This window comes from Candidatus Pelagibacter sp. PS_02, assembly GCF_059418065.1.
In genome coordinates, this window is the sequence record NZ_CM182079.1 from 82,638 (window position 1) to 106,456 (window position 23,819).

The 23,819-nt window shown below is 29.0% G+C and carries 22 protein-coding genes and 1 riboswitch; of the genes, 11 read left to right on the forward strand and 11 right to left on the reverse strand.

All coding sequences use genetic code 11. The features are described from left to right. Positions 1-2 precede the first annotated feature (2 nt). Genes AC5SL4_RS00450 through AC5SL4_RS00480 form a run of 7 tightly spaced genes read right to left on the reverse strand, consistent with a single transcriptional unit; the run spans position 3 to position 6,661 of the window. Positions 3-1,733, reverse strand: coding sequence for a S1 RNA-binding domain-containing protein (locus AC5SL4_RS00450; RefSeq protein WP_006997411.1), 1,731 nt, complete (start codon positions 1,731-1,733; stop codon positions 3-5). Next, a complete protein-coding gene (locus tag AC5SL4_RS00455; RefSeq protein ID WP_006997410.1) occupies positions 1,733-2,386 on the reverse strand; it encodes a (d)CMP kinase in 654 nt (217 codons plus the stop codon). The genes AC5SL4_RS00450 and AC5SL4_RS00455 overlap by 1 nt, the downstream gene beginning before the upstream one ends. Then, positions 2,383-3,711 (reverse strand): 3-phosphoshikimate 1-carboxyvinyltransferase, encoded by a 1,329-nt coding sequence (gene aroA, locus AC5SL4_RS00460; RefSeq protein WP_494587354.1) that lies wholly within the window; start codon positions 3,709-3,711, stop codon positions 2,383-2,385. The genes AC5SL4_RS00455 and aroA overlap by 4 nt, the downstream gene beginning before the upstream one ends. 3 nt (positions 3,712-3,714) lie before the next feature. Next, positions 3,715-4,491, reverse strand: a complete 777-nt coding sequence (locus AC5SL4_RS00465) for an ATP-binding cassette domain-containing protein (RefSeq protein WP_011281750.1) — start codon at positions 4,489-4,491, stop codon at positions 3,715-3,717. A gap of 1 nt (position 4,492) precedes the next feature. Continuing rightward, positions 4,493-5,077 (reverse strand): LPS export ABC transporter periplasmic protein LptC, encoded by a 585-nt coding sequence (gene lptC, locus AC5SL4_RS00470; RefSeq protein WP_011281751.1) that lies wholly within the window; start codon positions 5,075-5,077, stop codon positions 4,493-4,495. Continuing rightward, on the reverse strand, positions 5,078-6,049 hold the full coding sequence (locus AC5SL4_RS00475) for a KpsF/GutQ family sugar-phosphate isomerase (protein ID WP_011281752.1): 972 nt from the start codon (positions 6,047-6,049) through the stop codon (positions 5,078-5,080). Further along, on the reverse strand, positions 6,050-6,661 hold the full coding sequence (locus AC5SL4_RS00480; RefSeq protein ID WP_011281753.1) for a ribonuclease D: 612 nt from the start codon (positions 6,659-6,661) through the stop codon (positions 6,050-6,052). It abuts the gene before it with no gap. 16 nt (positions 6,662-6,677) lie between these two features. On the opposite strand from AC5SL4_RS00480, the gene AC5SL4_RS00485 reads away from it, so the two are divergent. Continuing rightward, on the forward strand, positions 6,678-7,646 hold the full coding sequence (locus tag AC5SL4_RS00485; protein WP_011281754.1) for a complex I NDUFA9 subunit family protein: 969 nt from the start codon (positions 6,678-6,680) through the stop codon (positions 7,644-7,646). A 171-nt stretch (positions 7,647-7,817) separates the two neighbouring features. On the opposite strand, the gene AC5SL4_RS00490 is transcribed toward AC5SL4_RS00485, so the two are convergent. Then, positions 7,818-8,318 carry a GcrA family cell cycle regulator gene (locus AC5SL4_RS00490; RefSeq protein WP_006997403.1) on the reverse strand — a complete coding sequence of 167 codons (501 nt, stop codon included), beginning with the start codon at positions 8,316-8,318 and terminating at the stop codon, positions 7,818-7,820. 123 nt (positions 8,319-8,441) lie between these two features. Between AC5SL4_RS00490 and AC5SL4_RS00495 the strand changes: the two genes are divergently transcribed. The 3 genes from AC5SL4_RS00495 to argF are packed head-to-tail and all read left to right on the forward strand — an operon-like array spanning position 8,442 to position 11,356. Further along, the gene (locus AC5SL4_RS00495; protein ID WP_494587355.1) at positions 8,442-9,254 is read left to right on the forward strand and encodes an ABC transporter permease; all 813 of its coding nucleotides are present in this window, start codon (positions 8,442-8,444) and stop codon (positions 9,252-9,254) included. Positions 9,255-9,257: 3 nt separating this feature from the next. Continuing rightward, the gene (locus AC5SL4_RS00500) at positions 9,258-10,424 is read left to right on the forward strand and encodes an aspartate aminotransferase family protein (protein ID WP_018413799.1); all 1,167 of its coding nucleotides are present in this window, start codon (positions 9,258-9,260) and stop codon (positions 10,422-10,424) included. A gap of 2 nt (positions 10,425-10,426) precedes the next feature. After that, positions 10,427-11,356, forward strand: a complete 930-nt coding sequence (gene argF, locus AC5SL4_RS00505; RefSeq protein ID WP_271616505.1) for an ornithine carbamoyltransferase — start codon at positions 10,427-10,429, stop codon at positions 11,354-11,356. Here argF and AC5SL4_RS00510 read toward each other — a convergent pair. Next, a complete protein-coding gene (locus tag AC5SL4_RS00510; RefSeq protein ID WP_026225046.1) occupies positions 11,348-11,887 on the reverse strand; it encodes a c-type cytochrome in 540 nt (179 codons plus the stop codon). The genes argF and AC5SL4_RS00510 overlap by 9 nt on opposite strands. Before the next feature lie 103 nt (positions 11,888-11,990). Between AC5SL4_RS00510 and kdsB the strand changes: the two genes are divergently transcribed. From kdsB to recR, 5 genes are all read left to right on the forward strand, one after another. Beyond that, positions 11,991-12,731: a 3-deoxy-manno-octulosonate cytidylyltransferase gene (gene kdsB, locus AC5SL4_RS00515; RefSeq protein WP_494574093.1), complete on the forward strand. Its 741-nt coding sequence runs from the start codon at positions 11,991-11,993 to the stop codon at positions 12,729-12,731. A gap of 1 nt (position 12,732) precedes the next feature. After that, complete coding sequence (locus tag AC5SL4_RS00520; protein WP_006997397.1) at positions 12,733-13,563, forward strand: prephenate dehydratase domain-containing protein; 831 nt, start codon at positions 12,733-12,735, stop codon at positions 13,561-13,563. A gap of 144 nt (positions 13,564-13,707) precedes the next feature. Continuing rightward, complete coding sequence (gene dnaX / locus AC5SL4_RS00525; RefSeq protein ID WP_494574094.1) at positions 13,708-15,381, forward strand: DNA polymerase III subunit gamma/tau; 1,674 nt, start codon at positions 13,708-13,710, stop codon at positions 15,379-15,381. A 3-nt stretch (positions 15,382-15,384) separates the two neighbouring features. Further along, a complete protein-coding gene (locus AC5SL4_RS00530; RefSeq protein ID WP_006997395.1) occupies positions 15,385-15,702 on the forward strand; it encodes a YbaB/EbfC family nucleoid-associated protein in 318 nt (105 codons plus the stop codon). 4 nt (positions 15,703-15,706) lie between these two features. Next, positions 15,707-16,318: a recombination mediator RecR gene (recR, locus tag AC5SL4_RS00535; protein WP_006997394.1), complete on the forward strand. Its 612-nt coding sequence runs from the start codon at positions 15,707-15,709 to the stop codon at positions 16,316-16,318. Here the strand turns inward: recR and AC5SL4_RS00540 are convergent. Further along, positions 16,305-18,500, reverse strand: a complete 2,196-nt coding sequence (locus tag AC5SL4_RS00540) for a malate synthase G (RefSeq protein ID WP_494574095.1) — start codon at positions 18,498-18,500, stop codon at positions 16,305-16,307. The genes recR and AC5SL4_RS00540 overlap by 14 nt on opposite strands. A 70-nt stretch (positions 18,501-18,570) precedes the next feature. After that, positions 18,571-18,658: riboswitch (glycine riboswitch) on the reverse strand. Positions 18,659-18,749: 91 nt separating this feature from the next. On the opposite strand from AC5SL4_RS00540, the gene AC5SL4_RS00545 reads away from it, so the two are divergent. Continuing rightward, positions 18,750-19,856, forward strand: a complete 1,107-nt coding sequence (locus tag AC5SL4_RS00545; RefSeq protein WP_494587356.1) for an acetyl-CoA carboxylase carboxyltransferase subunit alpha — start codon at positions 18,750-18,752, stop codon at positions 19,854-19,856. Here the strand turns inward: AC5SL4_RS00545 and secA are convergent. Beyond that, positions 19,851-22,415 (reverse strand): preprotein translocase subunit SecA, encoded by a 2,565-nt coding sequence (gene secA, locus AC5SL4_RS00550; RefSeq protein WP_494587357.1) that lies wholly within the window; start codon positions 22,413-22,415, stop codon positions 19,851-19,853. The two genes, AC5SL4_RS00545 and secA, sit on opposite strands and share 6 nt — an antisense overlap. A gap of 65 nt (positions 22,416-22,480) precedes the next feature. On the opposite strand from secA, the gene argJ reads away from it, so the two are divergent. Continuing rightward, positions 22,481-23,782 (forward strand): bifunctional glutamate N-acetyltransferase/amino-acid acetyltransferase ArgJ, encoded by a 1,302-nt coding sequence (gene argJ, locus AC5SL4_RS00555; RefSeq protein ID WP_006997390.1) that lies wholly within the window; start codon positions 22,481-22,483, stop codon positions 23,780-23,782. Positions 23,783-23,819 lie beyond the last annotated feature (37 nt).

A 23,819-nucleotide genomic window follows, 5' to 3' on the forward strand; every position in this document is an offset into this window, starting at 1 on the left:
TTTTATTCGTCTTCTTTTTTCTTTTTCTCTAAATCATCAGATAATGATGAGAAAGGTAAGTTTTTACCACTTGCTTCAGAACCATAAGTATCTAGTGCAACTTTACGCTCAATTTCTTCTAAAAGTTTAATACTTAATGTTGCTTTTCTTTTATCTATATCTAACTCTTGAATAGCACAGTCAATTCTTTCTCCACCTGTAAATCTAGCAGGTCTTGCATCAGCAGCATTAATAGCTATTGCAGATTTTTTAATAATGAAGTCCATTTCACAGCCTTCAGGTCTTACAACAAGACCTTTGTTGTCAGTTGAAATAATCTTAACAGTGATAGTTTGTTTAACCTTTTTATCATTAAACCAATCAAAAGGGTCTGGTTGAGTTTGACGTAAGCCAACTCTAACTTTTTGTTCTGCTGCTTTTACTTCTAATACTTTAACTTTTAATTTATCGCCAATTTTATATTTAGCTAATTCTTCTTCACCATTATTTAGGTAAGTTAAATCATTACAATGCAAGAAAGCATCAATATCTAAGCCATCAACTTTTAAGAAAATAGAATATTCATTTTTACTTGCAACTTCACCCTCAACCTCAGATCCAATTGGGTAAGTTTTTTCAAATGTTTCAAAAGGGTTATCAGTTGTTAAACGGTGAGATATTGCCACTCTTCTTTTTTCTTTATCAATTTCAGTGATTACACAATCAATTTCATCTCCAACTTTAAACATTTTTTTTGCAGAAATATTTTTTTTAGTCCAACTTAATTCACTTGAGTGCAATAAAGTTGATAATCCTTTTTCAAGCTCACAAAAAGCTCCAAAGTCCATAAGCTTAACGACTTTTACTTTATAGATTTTGTTTAGTTCATAATTTGAAATGTTTTCAAAAGGGTCTGGTGTAAGTTGTTTTACTGAACAACCAACCTGAAGCTTTTCAAGATCAACACTGATTACTTTAAGGTCATGTTTCTCACCAATTGTAAAAACTTCATCAGGGTGATTAACTCTTGAATAAGAAATTTCTTGTAAGTGAACTAAAACATCAAGCTCACCATTAACACTAAAAAAACAACCAAATGAACTGTAGCCTTTTACTTCAGCACCTTTAATTATATCCCCAACTTTGAATTTTTCGACAATTTTAATTTTATCTTCTTTTTTAAATGAAGAGATTATTTCTCTTCTAGAAACACATGCGTTTCCTCTAACTTTATCTAATTTTATTAGAGCAAATTTTTGAGGCTCATTCATTAAATGACTAATGTCTTTTAATGGTTTATCTGAAATTTGAGATCCAGGTAAAAACATTAAAGAACCAGTATCGATGTGTTCAACTATGCATCCACCTTTAACACGTCCAGTAATTTTACCCATGATAGGTTCATTTTTTTCATACGCTTCAACAAGTTTGTCCCAACCTTGAATTTTTTGAGCTTTTGAAGCTGATACTAGTACTTCACCTTTTTTATCTTCTAACCTTTCAAGAAGAACAGAAATTTTTTCACCCACTTTTGCTTTATCAAGCATACCCATGCTTTTTAATTCATTAATATCTAAGATAGGCTCTGATTTTAAACCAGGTACTTCAAGAAATACAAAGTTATCAGTAACTTTGTTTACTACACCTGTAATAATTTTTCCTTCTTCAAGATTTGCTGTTTTAGTAAACTGTGAATTTAGTAATTGTTCGAATTCTTTAGAGGCGGGGTTTGAAAGGTCTTTATAAATTTCCATTAAGCTTTTAGTTTCCTATCCATAATTTGTTTAATTTTTAAAAAGCATGATCTTTTAGTTAAATTCGTGGTATTAATCAAGACCGAATCTCGAGTTCTCATAAGAGGTGAAACTTTTCTATTATAGTCACTTTTGTCACGGTTTTTGATACTTTTTAGGACTTCATTAAAAGATATTTTCTTATTTAGTCCTTTTAACTCTTTATACCTTCTTAAAGCTCTAGTCTTAGTATTTGCTGTTATAAAAAATTTAAAATCAGCATCAGGAATTATCTTATAAGTTATGTCTCTTCCATCTAAACAAGATCCATTATACTTTTTGGGAGGATGATAAGCGCTTTTAATTTGAAATGCATGAACAAGTTTTCTTATTTTTTTATCTTTTGATATAATTGATGCCATTGTTCCAACTTCATCTGATAACAATTTTTTATTTTGCAAATCTTTCATAGTTAATTTGAGCATCTTTTTTTTTATTAAACTATGACTATACTTATTTGGTTGAGTAAGTTTAATATTTGCAATTAATCTATAAATTTTTCCTGTATCTAAATAAAATAAGTTAAAATATTTAGAAATTAATTTTGCTTGAGTGCCGGCACCAGCAGCAGCAGGTGAGTCTATAGCGATTTTAATTTTTTTTTTAAGCTTCATAGTGATGAATGGTTTATATTTTTAATTATCTTCAAAAAAGATGGAAAGGAAGTGTTTATAGAGTCTTTATCATAAATTTTCCATTTTCCACCAAAGGTTAAAGCAGCAATTGTGCTCATCATAAAAACTCTATGATCCTTTAGATAGTTTTTAACAGTTATTGGTTTTTTTATTTCTAAATCAGGTTGTCCATAAATCTTAATAGAATCGCTTGTTAAATCTGTTTTTATACCCATCATATTTAAAATTTTAGAACCCCAAATTAATCTTGGACTTTCTTTTTGGTTTAGTTCTGAAAGGTCTTTAAAATAAGAAATACCTTTTGCTTTTGCTGCAATTAAAAAAATAACCAAAAATTCATCAATGGCACTACTATTTAATTCAACTGGACAATTAATAGCTTTAAGTTTTTTTGAACTTTTTATTAAAATATCAGAAATTTTTTCTCCTCTATAATTTTTTTGGTTTTCAAGTGTTATTTTGGCTCCCATTTTTTTTAAGATTGTAATAACTCCTACTCTAGAAGGATTGATATTTACATTCTTAATTAAAAGTTTTGAATTATCAGCAAGCGTTGTTAGTACCATAAAAAAAGCACTTGAGCTTATATCTCCTGGAATTTGATAATTGAAGGCAATAATTTTTTTTGGTTTTTTAATATCTATAAAATCAAATTTTTTAGTCTTTCTTACCTTGATTGGAATTTTTAAATATTTAAAAAGTAATTCTGTGTGATTTCTTGATTTCTTTGCTTTAATAGAGGTTGTTCCTGATGCATTCAATGCTGCAAGCATTACGCTACTTTTGCATTGAGCTGAACCTTTGTTCTCAAAATATTTAATACCTTTTGCTGATTGTGTGCCAAGAATTGTTAAAGGCAGTTTATTCTTTATTTTATAAAAAAATTTAACTCCGAATTTTCTTAGAGGTGTGGTTACTCTTGAAAAATCTCTTTTAGATAAACTTTTGTCACCAATTATCTTTATCTTTTTAGGAGATTTAATTAAAAGACCTAAAATTAATCTACCAAGTGTTCCGGAATTTTTAGCATCTATTGTTAAGTTTTTAATGTATTTAAAGCCATTAATTCCATTGCCTACTATTTCACAGTAATTTTTTTGTATCCGCACTTTTATGCCAAGTTTTTTGATGCTATCAATTGCAGCTAATACATCTTCTGACATTAAAAGGTTGTAACCTTTTGATTTTCCAATTGCTTGAGAAGCTAAAAGAACCCATCTTATACTTAAACTCTTATCTCCACTAACTCTTATCTGTTTATTAAATTTTTTTATTTTATCTTTAATTATGAGTGTTTTTGACATGCTTTAATTAAATTTAAAAGAGTCACCGAAATAAGCATTTTTGGCCTCAGTGTTATTAATCAATTCATTAGGAGATCCTTGCGCTACAATCTTACAGTTTGATAAAATGACTGCTACATCCACACAAGAAAGAAGATCTCGCGCTTGGTGATCACAAATACAAATAGTTATGTTGCTTTCTGTTTGTAAATTAACAATGATTTCCTGTAGCATCTTAATAGTCAGAACATCTAGTGCTGCGAAACACTCATCAAGTAAAAGCACCTTTGGGTCACTTAATAAGGCAAGAGCAATTACTAGCTTCTTTTTTTGTCCACCAGATAGAAACTTTGCTTTTATATCTCTGATAGCGTCTAATTCAAATTTAGCTATAAGCATATCAATCTTATGATGAATTAAATTTTTATCGTCGATTACGATTTCTGCTATTGCTTTTAAATTTTCTAATAAAGTAAGATCACTAAAATAACCACCGTATTGAGGAACATACCCAATTCTAAATTTTGTTGTTCTCAAATATATTGGGTAATCAACAACATCAATCCCCTCAAATTTAATTTTACCAAAGTCAGGTTTAATTAAACCTGTGATTAAATTAAAAATTGTTGATTTTCCAACTCCATTTGGTCCTAACATTCCTAAAATTTGTCCATGATTAATCTTAAAGCTTACGTTGTCTAAAATTTTTCTCTTACCAAATGATAATGATATATTTTCTAGAGAGATAAAGGGCTGAGGGTTTTTAAAAGATTTAATCCTAAATTTTTTTATTACACCCATATTACTTAGTTCCTTCGATTAATACTTTTTTTCCAGTATCATTCATAAAAATTTTAGTGTCTTTGGTAGTAAGATTCATTTCAATTTTATCAGCATATAAATTTGTTTTTTCTCCAGCATAAACGACATTTTCAGTAAATGTCCCAAGATTACTTAAAAAGGAAAAATCCAAGTATTCTCCTGATATCTTATGTCTTGGGTAAATAACTATTACATTTTCAGAAAAAATAGTATCATAATTTTTTGAATTATATTTGCCAAAATTAGAAGTAATTTTAACTGTGTCTGAATCTTTTATAAAAATAAAAGCTACAACGTCTCTTAAAAACATCACGTCAGAATTTTCAACTTTAATTTCAGCTTGTTTTGCAGTGATCTGATATTTATTACCTTTAACATCGGTAGAAACATAATTAATATCATCAATATAGGTTGAGTTGCTATTTTGATTTTCATCAATTTTTTCTTTAACTTGAGTTTCCTTTACATCTTCAAAATTCTCAGTGAAGTACTTTAAATAAAACCATAATGAAATAAGGATAATAATAAGAACCATTACAACTTGTAGGCCTGTTTTTTTATTCATTTAACGAATATTTGAATGAAGTATGTTGTGAATATGTAAAATTCCAATTGTCTTTTTTTTGTTTTTATCTTTGTGAACACATAATGAAGTGATTTTCTTTGCATTCATTATAGATAAAGCTTTTTCAGCAAGAGTGTCTAGATTGATGCTTATAGGGTTTTTGGTCATAACCTTTTTGACAGATAGATCTTGGAGATTATTGCTCATTGCATTAACTCTTCTAATTTGGCCATCAGTAATTATTCCTGTAGTGATTTTCTTATTATTTTGAACAATTAAAGTACCAAGTTTTTTATTTGAAATAATTTGTAAAGCTTTTTTCATATTTAAGCTTTCATTTACAAATGGAATTTTTTTTCCTGTGATCATTAATTCTTCAACAGTTCTAAGTTGTGCACCAAGATTTCCAGAGGGATGAAATTTTTTAAAATCTTTTTTATTAATATTTTTTTTATTTAAAACTGCTACTGCCAACGCATCACCTATGCTCAATTGATTAATTGTGCTTGAAGTTGGAACGATACCAAGACCTGCTTCAGTTACTTCTGGAATAAGGAGTTTGATATCAGACGCTTTGTATAATATCGAATTTTTTTTAGACATTATTCCTATTAGAGTGATTTTATTTCGATTTGCATATTTAATAATATTTTTTAACTCTTCTGTGGAACCAGAATAACTTATCAAAATTAAAATATCTTTTTTTGAAATACTACCAAGATCACCATGAGAACAGTCATTTGCAGATAGTGAAAATGAAGGTGTGCCAACAGAGGAAAGTGTTGCTGAAATTTTTGCTGCTATTAATCCACTTTTGCCTACCCCACATAATATCACTTTTGATTGACAGTTTGCCAACGATTCTACCGCTTCATTAAAAGAATTATTAATTGAATCTTTTAATTTTTTTAAAGCTTTGATTTCAAGATCAATTACACTCTTTGCAATTTTTTTATAATTTCTTTTTTTCATTTAATGAGACCATATATCGTCTTTAAATAAAGCCAAATCAAGATCAACTCTAGTTTTTAAAAATGCTAAACAGCTCTTATATAAATCAATTCGCTTTTCTCTTACTAGAATTTTATTTAATTCTTCATGAATTTTATGCAAATAAATAACATCATTAGCACAATATTTTAATTGTGCTGGAGATAGCTCTCCTCCAAAGTCTGAACTTTGAAATTGTTTACTTACATCTACGTTCATAAATTCTTTAATTAATGTTTTTAGGGAGTGACTATCAGAATAGGATCTAGCTAATTTTGAAGCTATTTTTGTATCAAGAATATTATTAGTTTCTGTTTTCAGGTAATGCTTAATGTGAGCCATGTCCGCCCTACCATAATGAAATATTTTTATGATTGATGCGTCAGAAAGAACTTTATTTAAGTTTGGAGCATCATATTTTTCCCTATCAAGCTGGATAATATGAGCATCAGAATTACCAGTTGATATTTGAATAAGGCACAAAGGATCACGCTTAACATTGAGACCCATAAACTCTCCATCAACCGCTATAATATTGCCTAAATCTAAATCTTCTGGTAGATCATTCTTGTGAAGTTTAATATCAATATTCATTTTTAATTATATATATATGAAAGCAAAAAATTGTCTAATTTTTGGCGGTAGTGGTCAAATAGGTCGTCATTTAATAAGAAAGCTTACTAAAAATAATTATAAAGTAACTGTGGTTACTAGAAACCTTCATCAAAAAGGATATGCAATAAAAACTCAAGCTAATGCAGGTTACATAGACATTGTTGAAGCTAATATCTTTGATGAAAAAAAAATTAGAAAGCTTTTCTCTCAAACTGATATTTGTATAAATTTAATTGGTATTTTATATGAAAGTGGCAAGGGCAATACTTTCAAAAATATTCACTCTATTTTTCCATCTATTTTATCTAAACTTTGTAAGGAATATAAAGTTCAGCAATTTATTCATTTGTCAGCATTAGGGATAAATGATGCACCAGACTCAGAGTATGCAAAAAGTAAATTAGATGGCGAACTTAATATTCAAAAAAATTTTCCTTTAGCAACAATATTAAGGCCTTCTGTAGTTTATTCAGTTGATGATAATTTTACTACGTCTTTTATGACTTTACTCAGTAGACTTCCATTTTTCCCTCTTTATTATAATGGATCAACTAAATTTGCTCCAATACATTGTTCGGATTTAACTGATACCATTTATCATGTTGTCTCTAAAAGTATTTACTCGAAAATTATAGAGTGTGTTGGGCCTGACATCTTATCCTTAAAAGAAATTTTAAAAAAATTATTACATTTAATAGATAAAAAAAGATTATTAGTACCATTACCTCTTTTTGTAGCAACTATGTCTGCTAAAGTTTTTCAATTATTTCCAAAACCACTCCTAACAATAGATCAGCTTACGCTTTTAAAATATGATAATGTTCCTTCAGGTAAATATCAAACTAATGCTGATATTGGGGTTCCAAGCACAAGAGTATTTGATAATGAAGTAGAAAAATATAGCTATATGTGGAGAGAAGGTGGGCAATTTTCTACAAAAAAATATAACCCTGCTAATTCTTAATAGAATTTCCTATACTAAAATTGTATGATTATTTATGATAATTAATATTATTTATTTTTTAATATTCTCAATTTTCTCTTATCTAATTTATCTAATCATAAAATCTCTGATTAGAGGGTTTAATGGGAAGAATAAGAAATAAAAAATTAAGATTAATTAAATTAATAATTATTAAGCAGTATTAATTTTTTTATCAATATACTGAGGTGTCTCTTCATCTTTATCAGCTACAGGCTCTTCTTTTCTTCCTTTTGGCTGATAGGCATATAGCAAATGAAGTTTGCAATATGAAAAATCTTTTAAAGACGATCGCCCACAAAAATAAAATGATTGTTCTTCAGGGTGACCTATAGGCCATTTACAAGAGCTCTCGTCTAGTTCCTCTAATTTCTTAGGATTTTCTGGTTCAAAGTCTTTTTCAATAATTAAGGATTGAAACTTACTTTTTCGTCCTCTTTTTTGCTTAGAAGAATTTTCTTCTGAACTATTATCAAAATTTTGGCTTGAAGATGCATTTCTAGTTTTAATTTTTGATGATAAATTTAATCTATGAGCTTTACCAATTACTGCATTTCTACTAATACCACCGATTATTTCAGCTATTTGGCTTGCAGTGCTTCCTTTGCCCCAAAGTTCTTTTAACTTTTCTACTTTTTCTTCGTTCCAGCTCATATTCTATATTTAGTATGTTAATTAAATTTTATAACTATATACAGATCACACAAGAATAAAAAAAAGACAATGGATTTTTCTGTTTTATACACATCTTTTTTTAAAATTTATATATGATTACTTATGGTTGAATTGGATAAAAAATATCATATCGGAGTTAAAAAGTTTGGCTTTGTAAATTGGATTGGCTTTAAAAGCCTATGGTTTAAAGAGTGTAACAGGTTCATGGCAGTTTGGCAGCAAACTTTGTTATCTCCACTTGTTTCAAGTTTATTATTTTTATCAGTTTTGTCCCTAGCTTTAGGCAATAATAGAGGAGATGTGCTTGGCTATTCTTTTATAAATTTTTTAGCGCCTGGTTTAATTGCAATGAGCATTTTAACACAATCATTTAGTCATTCTGTTTCTTCACTAATGATAGGAAAAATTCAAGGAAACATTGTTGATATGCTCTATGCACCACTTTCAGCCCTTGAAGTGTCGATGGCAATAATACTAGCTGCCTTAACAAGAAGTTTTTTAATAGCTATAATTTCAATAGCTGTCTTTTCATTAATAGTTGATATCACAATTTATAATATTTTTTATATTTTTGTATTTGGTTTTTTAAGTGCATTTATTCTTGGAAGTCTTGGTTTTATAACTGGCCTTTGGGCTGAAAAATTTGATCATACAGCAACTGTAACAAATTTTATAATAACTCCATTAAGTTTTTTATCAGGTGTATTTTATTCTATAGATAAACTGCCAGAATTATTTCAAAATATTAGTCACATAAATCCATTCTTTTATATGATCGATGGGTTTAGATATGGCTTCTTAGGAAAATCAGATGGACCAATAACAATAGGCCTAATCTATCTAACCATATTAAGTATTGTTATGTGGTATGTTGCTTTTCTTCTTTACAAAAAAGGTTATAAAATTAAATCTTAGTTAATGAGCGCTTTAGCAAAAAATTATAATAGAAGAAAAATTTCCTTTAAATATGGCAAAGGAAGTTTTTTATATTCTACTAATGGAAAAAAATATTTAGACTTTGTTCAGGGAATAGCAGTAAATTCCTTAGGACATGCAAACCCATATTTAATAAAAGCAGTTAACAAACAATCTAAAAAACTTTGGCATGTTTCTAATGCATTTATAATTCCAGAGGGTGAAAAATTAGCTAAAAGATTGGCAAAAAAAACTTTTGCAGACTTTATTATTTTCCAAAATAGTGGAGCAGAAGCCACAGAGGCTGCAATTAAAGTTGCTAGAAGATATTTTTATTCGATAGGACAACCTTCAAAAAATAGAATTCTTTGTGTTAAAAATTCATTTCATGGAAGAACATTAGCTACAATTTATGCTAGTGGATCAAAGAAGATGACTGAGGGCTTTGGACCAAAAGTTGATGGATTTGACCATTTTGAATTTGGAAATCATAAAGATTTTAAAAAAAAAATAACAAAAAAAACGGCTGCTATTATGGTTGAAACTGTGATGGGGGAAGGAGGAATTAAAGTTATACCCAATTGGTGTTTAAAAGAATTAAGAAAGATTTGTGATAAGAGAAAAATTTTATTAATTTTAGATGAAGTTCAGTGTGGAATTGGAAGGAGTGGAAATTTTTTTGCATTTGAAAATTCTAAAATTAAGCCTGATATTGTCCCAATAGCAAAAGGTATTGGAGGTGGATTTCCGTTAGGTGCAGTTTTAATGAATAAAAAGGTAGCATCAGGAATGACAGCTGGAACTCATGGGTCAACATTTGGTGGCAACCCACTAGCTATGTCTGTTGGAAATGCTGTTTTAGATCAAATATTAAAAAAAGGATTTCTTTCAAATGTTAAAAAATTATCAAAATACTTTTATTCAGAATTAAATAAATTAAGAAAAAAGTTTCCTAAAATAATTAAAGAAGTAAGAGGCGTTGGTTTATTAATCGGATTACAACTTCATGATGATCAAACAAAATTTATACAGAAACTAATGGATAATAAATTATTAACAATTAGAGCGGCTGAAAATGTTATTAGAATATTACCTCCTCTTAATGTTAAAAAAGAAGAGATAGATATAGCAATAAATATTATTAAAAAAGTGTGTTCTACTTATAAATAAACATGAAACATTTCATCAACCTTAAAGATATACCTTCAGCAGACCTTAAAAAAATCATCATTGATGCAAAGAATAGAAAACAAAAAAGAAAAAATTATAACACCCTAGAAGTTGATAAAGATAAACCTTTAAAAGGCAAGTTACTCATTCAAATGTTTGAAAAGGCAAGTTTGAGAACGCGATTAAGTTTTTACCTTGCAATAAAACAACTAGGTGGAGGAACTATAACACTTAGAGCTAATGAATTACACCTAGGAAAAGGTGGCGAAAGTCTAGCAGATACTGCTAAAATCTTATCAACTTATGGGGATGGTTTTATGCTGAGAACTGATAGTGATAAAAAAATAGAAGAATTTAGCAGATACTTAAAGATACCAGTAATAAATGGTTTAAGTCCATCGTCTCATCCAACACAAGTGCTATCAGATATTTTCACAGTTGAAGAGATTAAAAAAAAATCTATTTCCAAATTAAATATTTGCTGGATTGGAGATTCTAATAATGTTCTAAATAGTTTGATTGCGGCTTCAGTTAAATTTTCATTTAACTTAAATATTGGCTGTCCCAAGAATTATGGGCCTAAAAAATTTGTATTAGATTGGGTAAAAAAAAATAAAAGAAAAATTCATATCTTTAATGATGCTAAAAAAGCAGTTAAAAATGCTGATGTAATTTTTTCAGATAAAGTAATTTCATTGAACGATAAAGTTAATAAAAATAAAAAAATTAAAGATTTTAGAAACTTTCAAATTAATTCAAAATTGATGAGTTTTGCTAAAAAAGATACAACTTTTTTACACTGTCTTCCAAGGGGAGAAGAAGTTACGACAGATGTTTTTTTGGGAAAAAACTCTGAAGTATGGCTGCAGGCTCTAAATAGAGTGCACGTTCAAAAAAGTATTTTATTATATTGTTTTGGTAAATTAAGGTAGCTGTTTAGGGCTATCACTATTTTGATTTAGGTACTTAATAATCGAGGCTCTATCTTCTTCTTTTCTCAAGCCAGCGTAAGACATTTTTGTTCCTTTCAAATATGAGCTAGGTTTAGTTAAAAAACCATTAAGTTCTTCAAAAGTCCAGTCTTTACCATATGAGGCTAAAGTTTTAGAATATTTGTAGTCTTCTACAGCACCTACTTTACTGCCTACTACGTTATAAAGAGCAGGACCAATTTTATTTGGACCACCTTTTTCAATAGAGTGACATGCTGCACATTTTTTAAAAATTTTCTCACCTGAAGTTACATCGCCTAGAGCCATTATAGCGGCAATGTCTACTTTTTGCTCAACTTCAGCAACTTGGGATATTGTGGAAGCTGGTTGTCCTTCAACTTCAACTTGATACCCTGGATTTTCTGGTTTATTTACATGAAAGACACCATCAGCAACTTTTCCTAAACCAATTACAAGAAGCGCAACCATTAAAATAGCAGCAATAATTTTATTAAGCTCGAACGAATCCATATAAATTTTATTATTTTGCAGATATAACATGATAATTAAAAAATACTTAATTTTTAATTTTTTAATTTTGCGTCTGTTAGACGCACAAATTGGTAAATTTATAATGGCTAAAACATTAATATTAATTCCATCAAGAATGTCAGCAAGTAGATTGCCAGGTAAACCACTTTTAACAATTAATAATTTATCAATAATTTCTCATGTTTTTAAAAAGGCAGAAGAAACAAATATTGGCGAGGTAGTAGTAGCAACCGAAGATCAAGAAATACTCGATGATGTTGAAAAAAATGGTGGTAGAGCTGTTTTGACGAGTAACACTCATAAAACTGGCACAGATAGAATTTTTGAGGCTTACGAAAAGCTTAATATTAAAGACATTGATTTTATATTAAACCTGCAAGGGGATGAACCAAATATCGATAAAAATGATATTATAAATTTAAATAACTTTATGATTAATAGTAATTCTGGAATTGGAACGCTAGCAGCAGAAATTAAAAATGATAAAATGTTAATTGATCAAAATATAGTTAAGGTTATTACAGAAAAAAAATTAGAAAAGAATAATTTTCCAATAGCATTAAATTTTACTAGAGATGGTTTTTCAAGAAATGATCAAAATACTTATCATCATATTGGAATCTATTCTTATAAAACAAGTACATTAAAAAAATTTGTTAGTCTGGACCAAACATTAAAAGAAAAAAAAAATAGATTAGAACAGTTAAGAGCATTGGATAATAATCTGAAAATCAATGTTGCTTTGGCAAACTTTTCTCCCATTGGTGTAGATACAAAAGAAGATTATCTAGCTATAAAAAAAATTATGGAATATAAATCCTAAAATGACCAAAATTTATTTTCAAGGAACATTCGGTGCTTATTCACATTTAGCAGCACTAGAAATAGATCCTAAAGCAGAAATAATTCCATGTAAGACATTTGATGAATGTTTTTTAAAAACATCACAAGATAAAAATTCGAGAATGGTAATTCCAGAGTCAAATCGAATTACAGGAAATATTGGAATCGAATATCTTATTTTTAAGTATAGACTTAATATTTATGCGGAACATTTTCAGAAAATTGAACATAATTTATTAGGACAGCCAGATAGCAATTTAAGTGATATCAAAGATGTTTATTCTCACGCTCAAGCTTTATCACAGTGCTCTAAATTTATTAAAAAAAATAATTTAGTTGAACATATTCGTGCTGACACTGCTGGTTCGGCTGAGACAATTTCAAAGACTAAAATTAAAACTGAAGCAGCAATTGCTTCTACTTTAAGTGCTGAAATTTATGATCTAAAAATACTTTCAAAAAATATTGAGAATGAAAAAGGCAATGCTACGAGGTTTTTGGTAATGGGTAATGAAGTTTTACAGCCTGATTTTGGTGATAAGAAATACATAACTTCTTTTCTATTTAAGCTAAAAAGCAAGCCTGCAGCTCTCTATCAATCATTAGGTGGCTTTGCGATAAATGGAGTTAACCTTACAAAACTTCAAAGCTATCCAGAGCAAAATTCCTTTGAGTCATATTTTTTCTTATGTGATTTAGAGGGACACATCGACAATCCAAAAATACAAAAGTCTTTAGAAGAATTAGGACTTCATTGCCAAGATTTTCACGTACTAGGTGTTTTTGAGGCTGATAAGTTTAGAGAAAAATAACTTAGAAACTTTTCTTGTAGAATAGAAAACATTACTGTTATAATAGTTTTGGAGGCTAGAGGTGAATACTGCTTGAACCCGACCAGATCTTAACGGAAGCAGTCGTAGAGACAGTTATTCAGGTTCTAGTCTCCTTTATATAAAATGAATAAAAATACAAAAGTTTTAGCTTTAAAGTACAGACCTCAGACATTTAATGATCTTATAGGGCAAGATGTTGTTGCGGAAACAATTTCTAACTCTATTAAGGCTAATAAAGTGCCTAATGCCTATCTTTTTACTGGAATTAGAGGAATAGGAAAAACGACAACAGCAAGGATTGTTGCAAAATCTCTAAATTGTTCAAATGGAATAGATAATTTGTGTAAAGAGGAACTTTGTGAAAATTGTAATGCCATTTCTAACTCAAATCATATTGATGTATTGGAAATGGATGCAGCAAGTAAAACAGGGGTGGACGATGTAAGAGACCTTATTGAATTTTCTAGATATGGCCCAACTACTGCTAAATATAAAATATTTATAATTGATGAAGTTCACATGCTTAGCAAACAAGCATTCAATGCATTGTTAAAAACCTTAGAGGAGCCACCAGAATATTTAAAATTTATCTTTGCAACAACAGAAATAAAAAAAATTCCAATTACAGTAGTTTCACGTTGTCAAAGGTTTGATTTATCTAGAATTAAATCTTTAGAGTTGTTTGATTTTATTAAGAAAATTAAAGAAAAAGAAAATGGTAACGCATCAGATGATGCTCTTAAATTAATTGTTAAAATTTCTGAGGGTTCAGTTAGGGATGCGCTATCGTTACTTGATAGGGCTTTACTTACCTTGGATAAAGACAAAGAATTAGATCTTGCAGCAGCACAAAAAATATTTGGTTATTTTGATAAGTCTCAATTAATTGATTTATTTGAATTGATATTTGAAGGTAAAGAAACTGAAGTTCTCAACACTTACAGAGAAATATATAACCAGGGTGTTGAACCAAAAATTTTTATTAATGATTTTTTAGAGCTCTTATATTATTTTAAAAATATTGATTCACTCAATTTGGATGGTAATAATTTTTTATTGAATGATGAAGAGTTTAATAAAATTAAAGATCTTTCAGAAAAAGTTAACAATGAGACCCTAATATTATTTTGGCAATTTACTATTAAAACACTTGAGGAGCTTGATATTGTTTCTAATCAACATTTATCAATAGAAATGTTCTTAATTAGATTAATTCATTTAAAAAGCATTAAACAGGAAAGTGACAAACATAAAGACGATAGCAAACTATTATCTGAAAGTGAAAACCAAACATCCTTTTCCCCAAAAAAAACAAACGAAGATATCTTTGGAATAAAAGATAAATCTGAAACAATAGGGCAAATGAAAAATATTGTTCAGGAAAAAGATATCAAAGAAAAAGAAAATAATAACATTGAAATAAATACCAGTCTTATAAATTCATTTGATGATCTATTAAAAGCATGCTCTTCTAAAAAAGAGATTAAATTAAAATATGAATTAGAAAAAAATGTTAACCTTGTAAGTTTTGAGAACAAAAGAATTGAAATTTCATTTAATGAAGATTTAGATAAAGATTTTATTAAAGATCTTTCAACAAAACTTTTTGAATGGACCAATGAAAGATGGATTATAAGTCTAAGCAAAACTAAAGGACAGCCATCAAAAAAAGAAGAAGAAATTAATGAAAAAAAAGAACTGATAGAAAGTGTAAAGAACTCCTCAATTTATAAAGATATTTTAAAAAATTTCCCTGACGCAGAACTTATTGATGTTAAACCTAGAAAAGAAGATTAAAGAATGACTGATTTTACAAAAATTTTAGATAAAGCAAAAGAATTAGAGGCTAAAATGAAAGAGAGCCAAGAAAAAATAAAGAACATTCAGGTAGAAGGAACGTCTGGTTCAAATTCTGTAAAGGTTACTTTAAATGGTGAAAATGAAATGATCAAAATTGACCTTTCAGACGAAATATTAAAGGAAAATAAAATTATAATCGAAGATTTGATAGTGGCTGCCCATAATAATGCAAAATCAGAATTAAAATCTAAGACATCTGAAGAAATTTCTAAGTCTACAAGTGGATTAGGTATTCCTGGTTTTAAATGGCCACTTTAAGAATATGCAAAATATTAATGAGATAGAAGAGTTAATTAAATTAATTTCTAAACTTCCTGGCTTAGGTCCTAAATCTGCAAAAAGAATTGTATTAAAACTTATTAATAATAGGGATGAACTTGTAAAGCCAATGGCAAACACGTTGGCACAAGTTTATAAAAATGTTATTAGGTGTCAATCTTGTGGTACTTTAAAATCTAATTCATTAGGCTGTAACAATTGTGAAAATTCAAAAGAAAAATATAATAAAATATGTGTAGTTGAAGACATTGCAGATCAATGGTCAATTGAAAATTCAAATATCTATAAAGGCTACTTTCATATTCTTGGTGGCACTATTTCTTCTGCCGGCCAGAGAAAAGAGGATCTTTTGATTAATTCATTAGTAGAAAGAGTTTCAAGAGAAAATATTGAAGAAGTTATACTAGCAACAAGTGCAACAGTAGAAGGTCAAACTACTGCTTATTACATAGAGGATAGTTTAAAAAAAACTTCTACTAAGGTTACAAAACTTGCTCAAGGACTTCCTGTTGGTGGTGAAATAGAAAGTCTCGATGATGGAACTTTATATTCAGCTTTTAAAAACAGAACTGGAATTAAAACTAATTCTGACTAGATTTCTTTATTAATCGATTTAGATGTAATAACGGTTCTGTGTAACCCGAAGGTTGCTCTTTACCTTTAAAGATTAAATCACAAGCTGTCTTAAAAGCAATTGATTGCTCAAAATTTTCAGACATCATTTCGTAGCTTCCTCTTCCGGAGCGAGTATAGGCACCATCATTTTTATTTTGATCATCAACAATTTTTGCCATTTTTTTCATTACTTCCATAACTTGTGATTTTGTACAAATATCGTGATGTATCCAATTAGCTATATGTTGAGAAGAAATTCTTAAAGTGGCTCTATCCTCCATCAAACCAACATTATTAATATCAGGTACCTTTGAACAGCCAACTCCATGATCTATCCATCTGACGACATACCCTAAAAGAGTTTGTGCAGAATTGGAAATTTCAGAGTTAATTTCTTCCATTGACCAGTTTGGTCTGTCTGCTACAGGAATTGTTAACAAATCATCCAGTTTTGCAGATTCTCTTTTTTGAATTTCTTTCTGTTTCTCAAAAATATTTATTTCATGATAATGAAGAGCATGAAGAGCTGCCGCTGTAGGTGAGGGAACCCAAGCACAATTTGCTCCAGCATTTAGATGCCCAGTTTTTTGTTCCATCATCTCTTTCATTTTGTCCGGCATAGCCCACATTCCTTTGCCAATTTGAGCCTTACCAGAAAGACCACATTGAAGACCTATGTCTACATTGTTATTTTCATATGCCCCAATCCATTTAGAAGATTTCATATCTCCTTTTTTAATCATAGGACCAGCTTCCATTGAAGTATGCATTTCATCACCAGTACGATCTAAAAAACCAGTATTAATAAAAAATACTCTATTTTGAAGTGTTCTAATACACTCTTTTAAATTAGATGAGGTTCTTCTCTCTTCATCCATAATTCCAATTTTACAAGTGTATTTTTCCAATCCTAAAACTTCTTCAACTTTAGTAAAAATTAAATCAGTAAATGAGGTTTCATCAGGACCATGCATTTTTGGTTTAACAATATAAATAGAACCAGTTCTAGAATTACCTTTTTTTTTAATATCATGAAGGCAAGCTGCTGAAGTTATAAAGGCATCCATAATACCTTCTGGTATTTCAGAACCATCTTTTAAAGTGATTGCTGAGTTAGTCATAAGGTGTCCAACATTCCTTACCAATAATAAACTTCTTCCATGTAGCTTTAATCCTTTTCCATCTTTAGAAATATAACTTCTGTCGGGATTTAATTTACGCTCATAAGTCTTTCCATTTTTTTCAAAAGTTGATTTCAAATCACCTTTCATAAGTCCAAGCCAATTACGATAACAAATAACTTTGTCATCAGCATCTACTGCAGCGACACTATCTTCATTATCACAAATAGTTGAAACTGCAGCTTCAACAATAATATCACTAATTTTAGCAGGATCTTGTTGAGCACTAAAAGCATTTGGGTCTATAATTATTTCTATATGAAGATTATTATTTTTTAAAATTATTGCTGATGGATCATTGGCCTCTCCTCTATGACCAATATATTTATCTTTATTTTTTAAAGATGATTTATTACTATCTTTTAATATTGTTAAAGAGCCATTATCAATTTTAAAGCCTGTAATATTATGCCATTCAAAATTTTCTAGAGGAAAATATTTTTCTAAAAAGTCTCTTCCATATTTTATAACCATTTCTCCTCTTAAAGGATCGTATCTTTGAGTGGCACTATCCTCAGATTGCTCGATTACATCTGTACCATACAAACTGTCATATAAACTCATCCATCTAGCATTAGCGGCATTCAGTGCATACCTTTCGTTCATGATTGGAACTACTAATTGAGGTCCAGCAATACTAGTTATTTCTTCATCAACATTATTTGTTTTGATCTTAAAATCAGGGCCCACTTCTTTTAAATAATCAATTTCTTTTAAAAATTTTTTATACTCCTCTAGATTGATTTCATTACCTTTATTAGCAATATGCCAATCGTCTATTTTTTTTTGTAAATCTTCTCTTATTTTTAATAGCTCTTTATTTTTTGGGGCTAGCTCATGAACTACTTGGTCGAAGCCTTCCCAGAATTTTTCAGAAGAAATATTTGTATCTTTAAGCAACTCTTCATTAACGAAGTTAAGCAATTTATTAGAAACTGATAGATTGTGTATTTTTGTATATTGTTCTTTCATAGCACCCATTTTACCCCATCTGTATTTTTGCCTGAGAGTTTTGCTCCTTCGGCGAGATAAATCTCTTTCCAGAGTGTTATGTTTGTTATCGGTCCATTTGCCTGAGAGTTTCCGGGGTGGTTGCTCCTTCGGCGCTATTATTTAATAGTCTCTCCCGATATCAATTAAGAGTACCTTTTAATAGAATTATGTCAAATATAAATTATTTAAAACATTTTATTGCCTTTTTTCTTAATTAATTAATAATTAAACAATCATATGAAAAATTATTTAAATTTTGAAACAGATATTAAAAATTTAGAGATAGAAATAGACAAACTTAAAGACCCTTATAATCAAGATGGTCTTTCGGAAGTAGATACCAAAAAAATATCTGAGTCTCAAAAAGAGATAGATAATAAGCTACAAGAGATTTACTCTAACTTAGATCCCTGGCAAACTACTCTAGTTGCAAGACATGAAGATAGACCTAAAGCAAAATTTTTTATTGATAATTTATTTGAAGATTTTATCCCATTGTCAGGTGATAGATATTATGGAGAAGACAAATCTGTATTAGCAGGATTTGCAAAATTTGATGAAAAATCTGTCTTAGTTATTGGTCAAGAAAAAGGGGACAGCCTTGAAAGTAGAATTGAAAGAAATTTTGGAATGATGAGACCTGAGGGTTACAGAAAAACAATTAGATTAATGAAATTAGCAAATAAATTTAACATTCCGATAATTTCTTTTATAGACACACCCGGAGCTTACCCTGGTGTAGGGGCGGAAGAAAGAGGTCAAGCAGAGGCAATTGCAAAATCAATTGAGTGTTGCATGTCTTTAAACGTCCCAACTCTTGCAATTGTTATTGGAGAAGGTGGATCAGGAGGGGCAATAGCACTTGCTTCATCTAACAAGGTAATCATGTTAGAAAATGCAATTTACTCAGTAATATCTCCAGAGGGCTGTGCCACCATTTTATGGAGAGACCCCAAAAGAACTTTAGAAGCAGCAAAAGCTATGAAATTGTCTTCAAAAGACCTTTTAGAACTAAAAGTAATTGATGAAATTATTTCAGAGCCAATTGGTGGTGCCCACAGAGATAGAGACCTAATATTAGATAACGTAAGAAAATCGATTGAAAAAAATTTGAATGAATTTTTTAACATGAGTGGAGAAGAAATTTTTAATCATAGAAAAAATAAATTTTTAACTATTGGAAGATCTAAAGGTTTCGTAAATCAATTAGACGATCTAAGTACACTCAGCATGAAAGAAAATAAGGTTAATTTATTTATTAAAAACTTCTTTAAATCAAAGTTAAATTTAGCAGTTTTATTTGGAGTAATAGTTTTATTGGGCTATTTTATATTTTCTTTATAAGGCCCCACAACAGTTTTTAAACTTTTTACCTGTAGCTTCACATTTCTCATTTCTTGAAATTTTTTCATTTTTTCTTTTTATTAGTAAACATTTTGGATCGTTAGATGTTTCTTTTTTTAATGGTCTTGAAATACTTTCACTAGGTTCTTGAACTATTTTTAAATTTATTAAAATTGTAACAAAATCCATTTTCAATTTATTCAATAAGTTTTCGAAAAGAAAAAAGGCTTCTTTTTTATACTCAACTAATGGATCTCTTTGACCATAAGATCTTAGGCCAATAACTTGTCTTAGTTGTTCAAGATATTGAATATGTGACTTCCAGTTTAAATCTATACACTGAAGAAAAATTCTTTTTTCAACTTCTTTTGCTTTTTCTTCATCCAACATTTTAATTCTTTCATTTCTTGCTTCTAAAAATTTAGAATTAATTTTATTTTTGAAATCTTCATCTTTTAATTCAGTAACATTTTTAAATTCATTATCATCAACACTTTTTCCTAGTAAAGTTTTTAACTGATTATTAAATTCATTATTTTTAGTTGTTGATAGTTTCTGTGTTTTTAAGCTGATTAGATGACTAATAATTTCAGATAAGAATTCATCTGAATAATCAAAAACTTTTTCACTATTCATCACGCCATTCCTTTGAGAGAATATTACATGTCTTTGATCATTTAACACGTCATCAAATTTTAATAAATTTTTTCTTATATCAAAATTTCTAGCCTCAACTTTTTGTTGTGCCCTTTCAAGTGCTTTATTAATCCAGGGGTGATCAATACTTTCTCCATCTTTTAAGCCTAATTTTTGAAGAATATTATTCATAGATTCTGAACCAAAAATTCTCATTAAGTCATCTTCTAAACTAACATAAAAAATTGAACTTCCTTCATCACCCTGTCTACCAGCTCTTCCTCTGGCTTGGTTATCAACTCTTCTAGATTCCATTCTTTCTGTACCAATAACAAATAGTCCACCGAGTGATTTTATTTTATTTTTATTTTCTAAAAGTTCATCATCAGGTTGACTTCCTTTTTTTCCACCTAACTGGATATCAACACCTCTACCCGAGATACTTGTTGTGATTATAACTGAATTCATTTTTCCAGCATTTGCAATGATTTCAGCTTCATTTTCATGATTTTTTGCATTTAAAACTACATGTTTAATTTTTTCATCATTTAGTAATTTTGAATAAATTTCTGATTTATTAATGCTAGAAGTGAAAACTAATATAGGCTGACCTTGCTTGTGACACTCCAGAACTTTTTCAATGATAGCTTTATTTTTTTCTTCTTCAGTTCTAAAAATTTGATCATTCCAATCTTTTCTAATCATTTCTTTATTTGTAGGGATGATAACCACAACTAAATTATATATTTCATAAAACTCCTGAGATTCAGTTGCTGCAGTTCCAGTACATCCTGAAATTTTATTATAGAGCTTGAAGTAATTTTGATAAGTTATTGATGCTAGAGTTTGATTTTCAGCTTGAACATCTATTCTTTCTTTGGCTTCAAGTGCTTGGTGTAAGCCATCTCCAAATCTTCTTCCCTCTAATATTCTACCAGTAAGTTCGTCAATAATTTTTAATGTTCCATCTTTAACAATATAATCCTTTCCTTTTTCAAATAGATGATGAGCTCTTAAAGATTGATTTACATGATGAACTAAACTTAAGTTTTCAGGGTCATAAAAGTTATTATTTTTTAGAATTCCAGCATCAGAGAATATTTTTTCTACATTATTTATTCCCTCATTGGTAAGCAATATATTTTTATCTTTTTCATCAATCTCATAATGTTCTGGTAATAATCTTTTTATAAGTTTGTCAATTGCAAGATATTGTTCTGTTTTGTCTTCAGCAGCTCCCGATATTACAAGTGGCGTTCTAGCCTCATCAATTAAACAAGAATCTATTTCATCAACAATAGTATAAACATGTCCTCTTTGAACCATTTGTTCTTTTGAAAATTTCATATTATCTCTAAGATAATCAAACCCTAATTCACTATTAGTTGCATATGTAATATCAAAATTATAATTTTTTTTTCTTTCAAAATCATCTTGGTCATTATTTATAAAACCAAAAGTTAATCCTAAAAATTTATATATCTCCCCCATTTCTTGGGAGTCTCTTTTTGCAAGATAGTCATTTACAGTAACTATATGCACCCCTTTTTCTGTCAGAGCATTTAAATAAGCTGCAAGACTTATTGTTAAAGTTTTACCTTCACCAGTTCTCATTTCTGCAATTTTGCCCTCGTGAAGCACAACACCTCCAAGTATTTGAACATCATGATGCCTCTCATTTCTTGTTCTCTTAGAAGCCTCTCTCACAAGCGCAAAAGCTTCAGGCAATAGGGTGTCTAAATTTTCACCATTTTTAAGTCTATCTTTCAATTCTGTAGTTTTTTTAGGAAAGTCTTCGTCACTAAGGTTTTTAACAGATGCTTCCAAGGAGTTAACTTTTATAACTATTTTGTTAATTCTATCGAGCTCTTTTTGATTGCTAGATTTAATAAACTTTGTGATAAAATTTAAGGGATTAAGCATTTAATTTTCTGGTATATAATTAATTATAACTTTTAATATAAGTATTAAATAAATATTTTAAACACATGCCAATAAACGTTAAAAACTTTATAAACTCACTAAATTTAAAGTCAAAAAATAGTGACTTTCAAGATTTAGATCATCTAGATGGAGTTTCAATATCCACGGTTTGTGCAAATTTATACAGCAAACCTAGGGACGATCTGGTTATGTTTTATTTTAGAGACGGGGCAAACTATGCATCTGTTTATACACAATCAAAAATAGTTTCAGAGAATATTAAATGGAATTTAAATATTAAAAGTAAAAAAATAAGCTCTCTAATTATTAATACTAGAAATGCTAATGCATTTACAGGATCAGATGGTTACAAAGGTTTAAAAGAAATAGCAGAAGAAGCAGCATTACAATTAACAAAAAAACAAACTGAAGACGAAGATTTTCCAAAGAAGATATCATCAAATCAAGTACTTTTTGGATGTACAGGGACAATTGGAGAAAAATATCCAACTGAAAAAATTAAAAAGAACATTCCAGAATTAATCAAAAAAATTAAATATACACAAAATAAATTTACCTGGATGAAAGCTGCATTAGGCATAATGACAACAGACCTACAGCCAAAAATTTCTATGGAGGAATGCAAAATAGGAAATAAAAATGTTAAGATTTATGGGATTGCCAAAGGATCAGGAATGATTTTTCCAAACATGGCGACCACATTAGGTTATGTTTTCACTGATGCAGATCTTTCAAACGATATTTTAAACAAACTATTAAAGAAAAATATTAATACAACTTTTAATGCAATTAGTTGCGATGGTGACACTAGTACTAATGATATGGTTTCTATTTTTTCAACAGGAAAAGTAAAAAACTCAATCATTAATAATATTAATGATAAAAAGATATTTAGTTTTGATAAAGCCCTACATTCAGTATTATTAAATTTGTCAAAAAGAGTGGTTAAGGATGGTGAAGGAGCTACTAAATTTATTACAATCAATATAGTTAAATCAAAAAGTGAGAAAGAAGCAAGAGTAATAGCTTTTTCTATTGCGAATTCAAATCTTGTTAAAACAGCCATCGCAGGAGAAGATCCAAATTGGGGTAGAATAATAATGGCCATAGGAAAATCTGGAGTGAAAATAGATTTAAAAAAATTAGCAATAAGCTTTGGTGGTATTAAGATTATAGAAAAAGGACAAATTTTTAAATATTACAAAGAAAATGAAGTGGCTAACTATATGAAAAGTCAATCAATAGATATTTCAGTAAATTTAAATATGGGATCAAAAAGTTTTACTGCTTACACAATGGATTTAACAAAAAAATATATTGAGATTAATGCTGATTATAGAAGCTAATTTGATATTGAATTAACTTTATTAATTATTAACTATA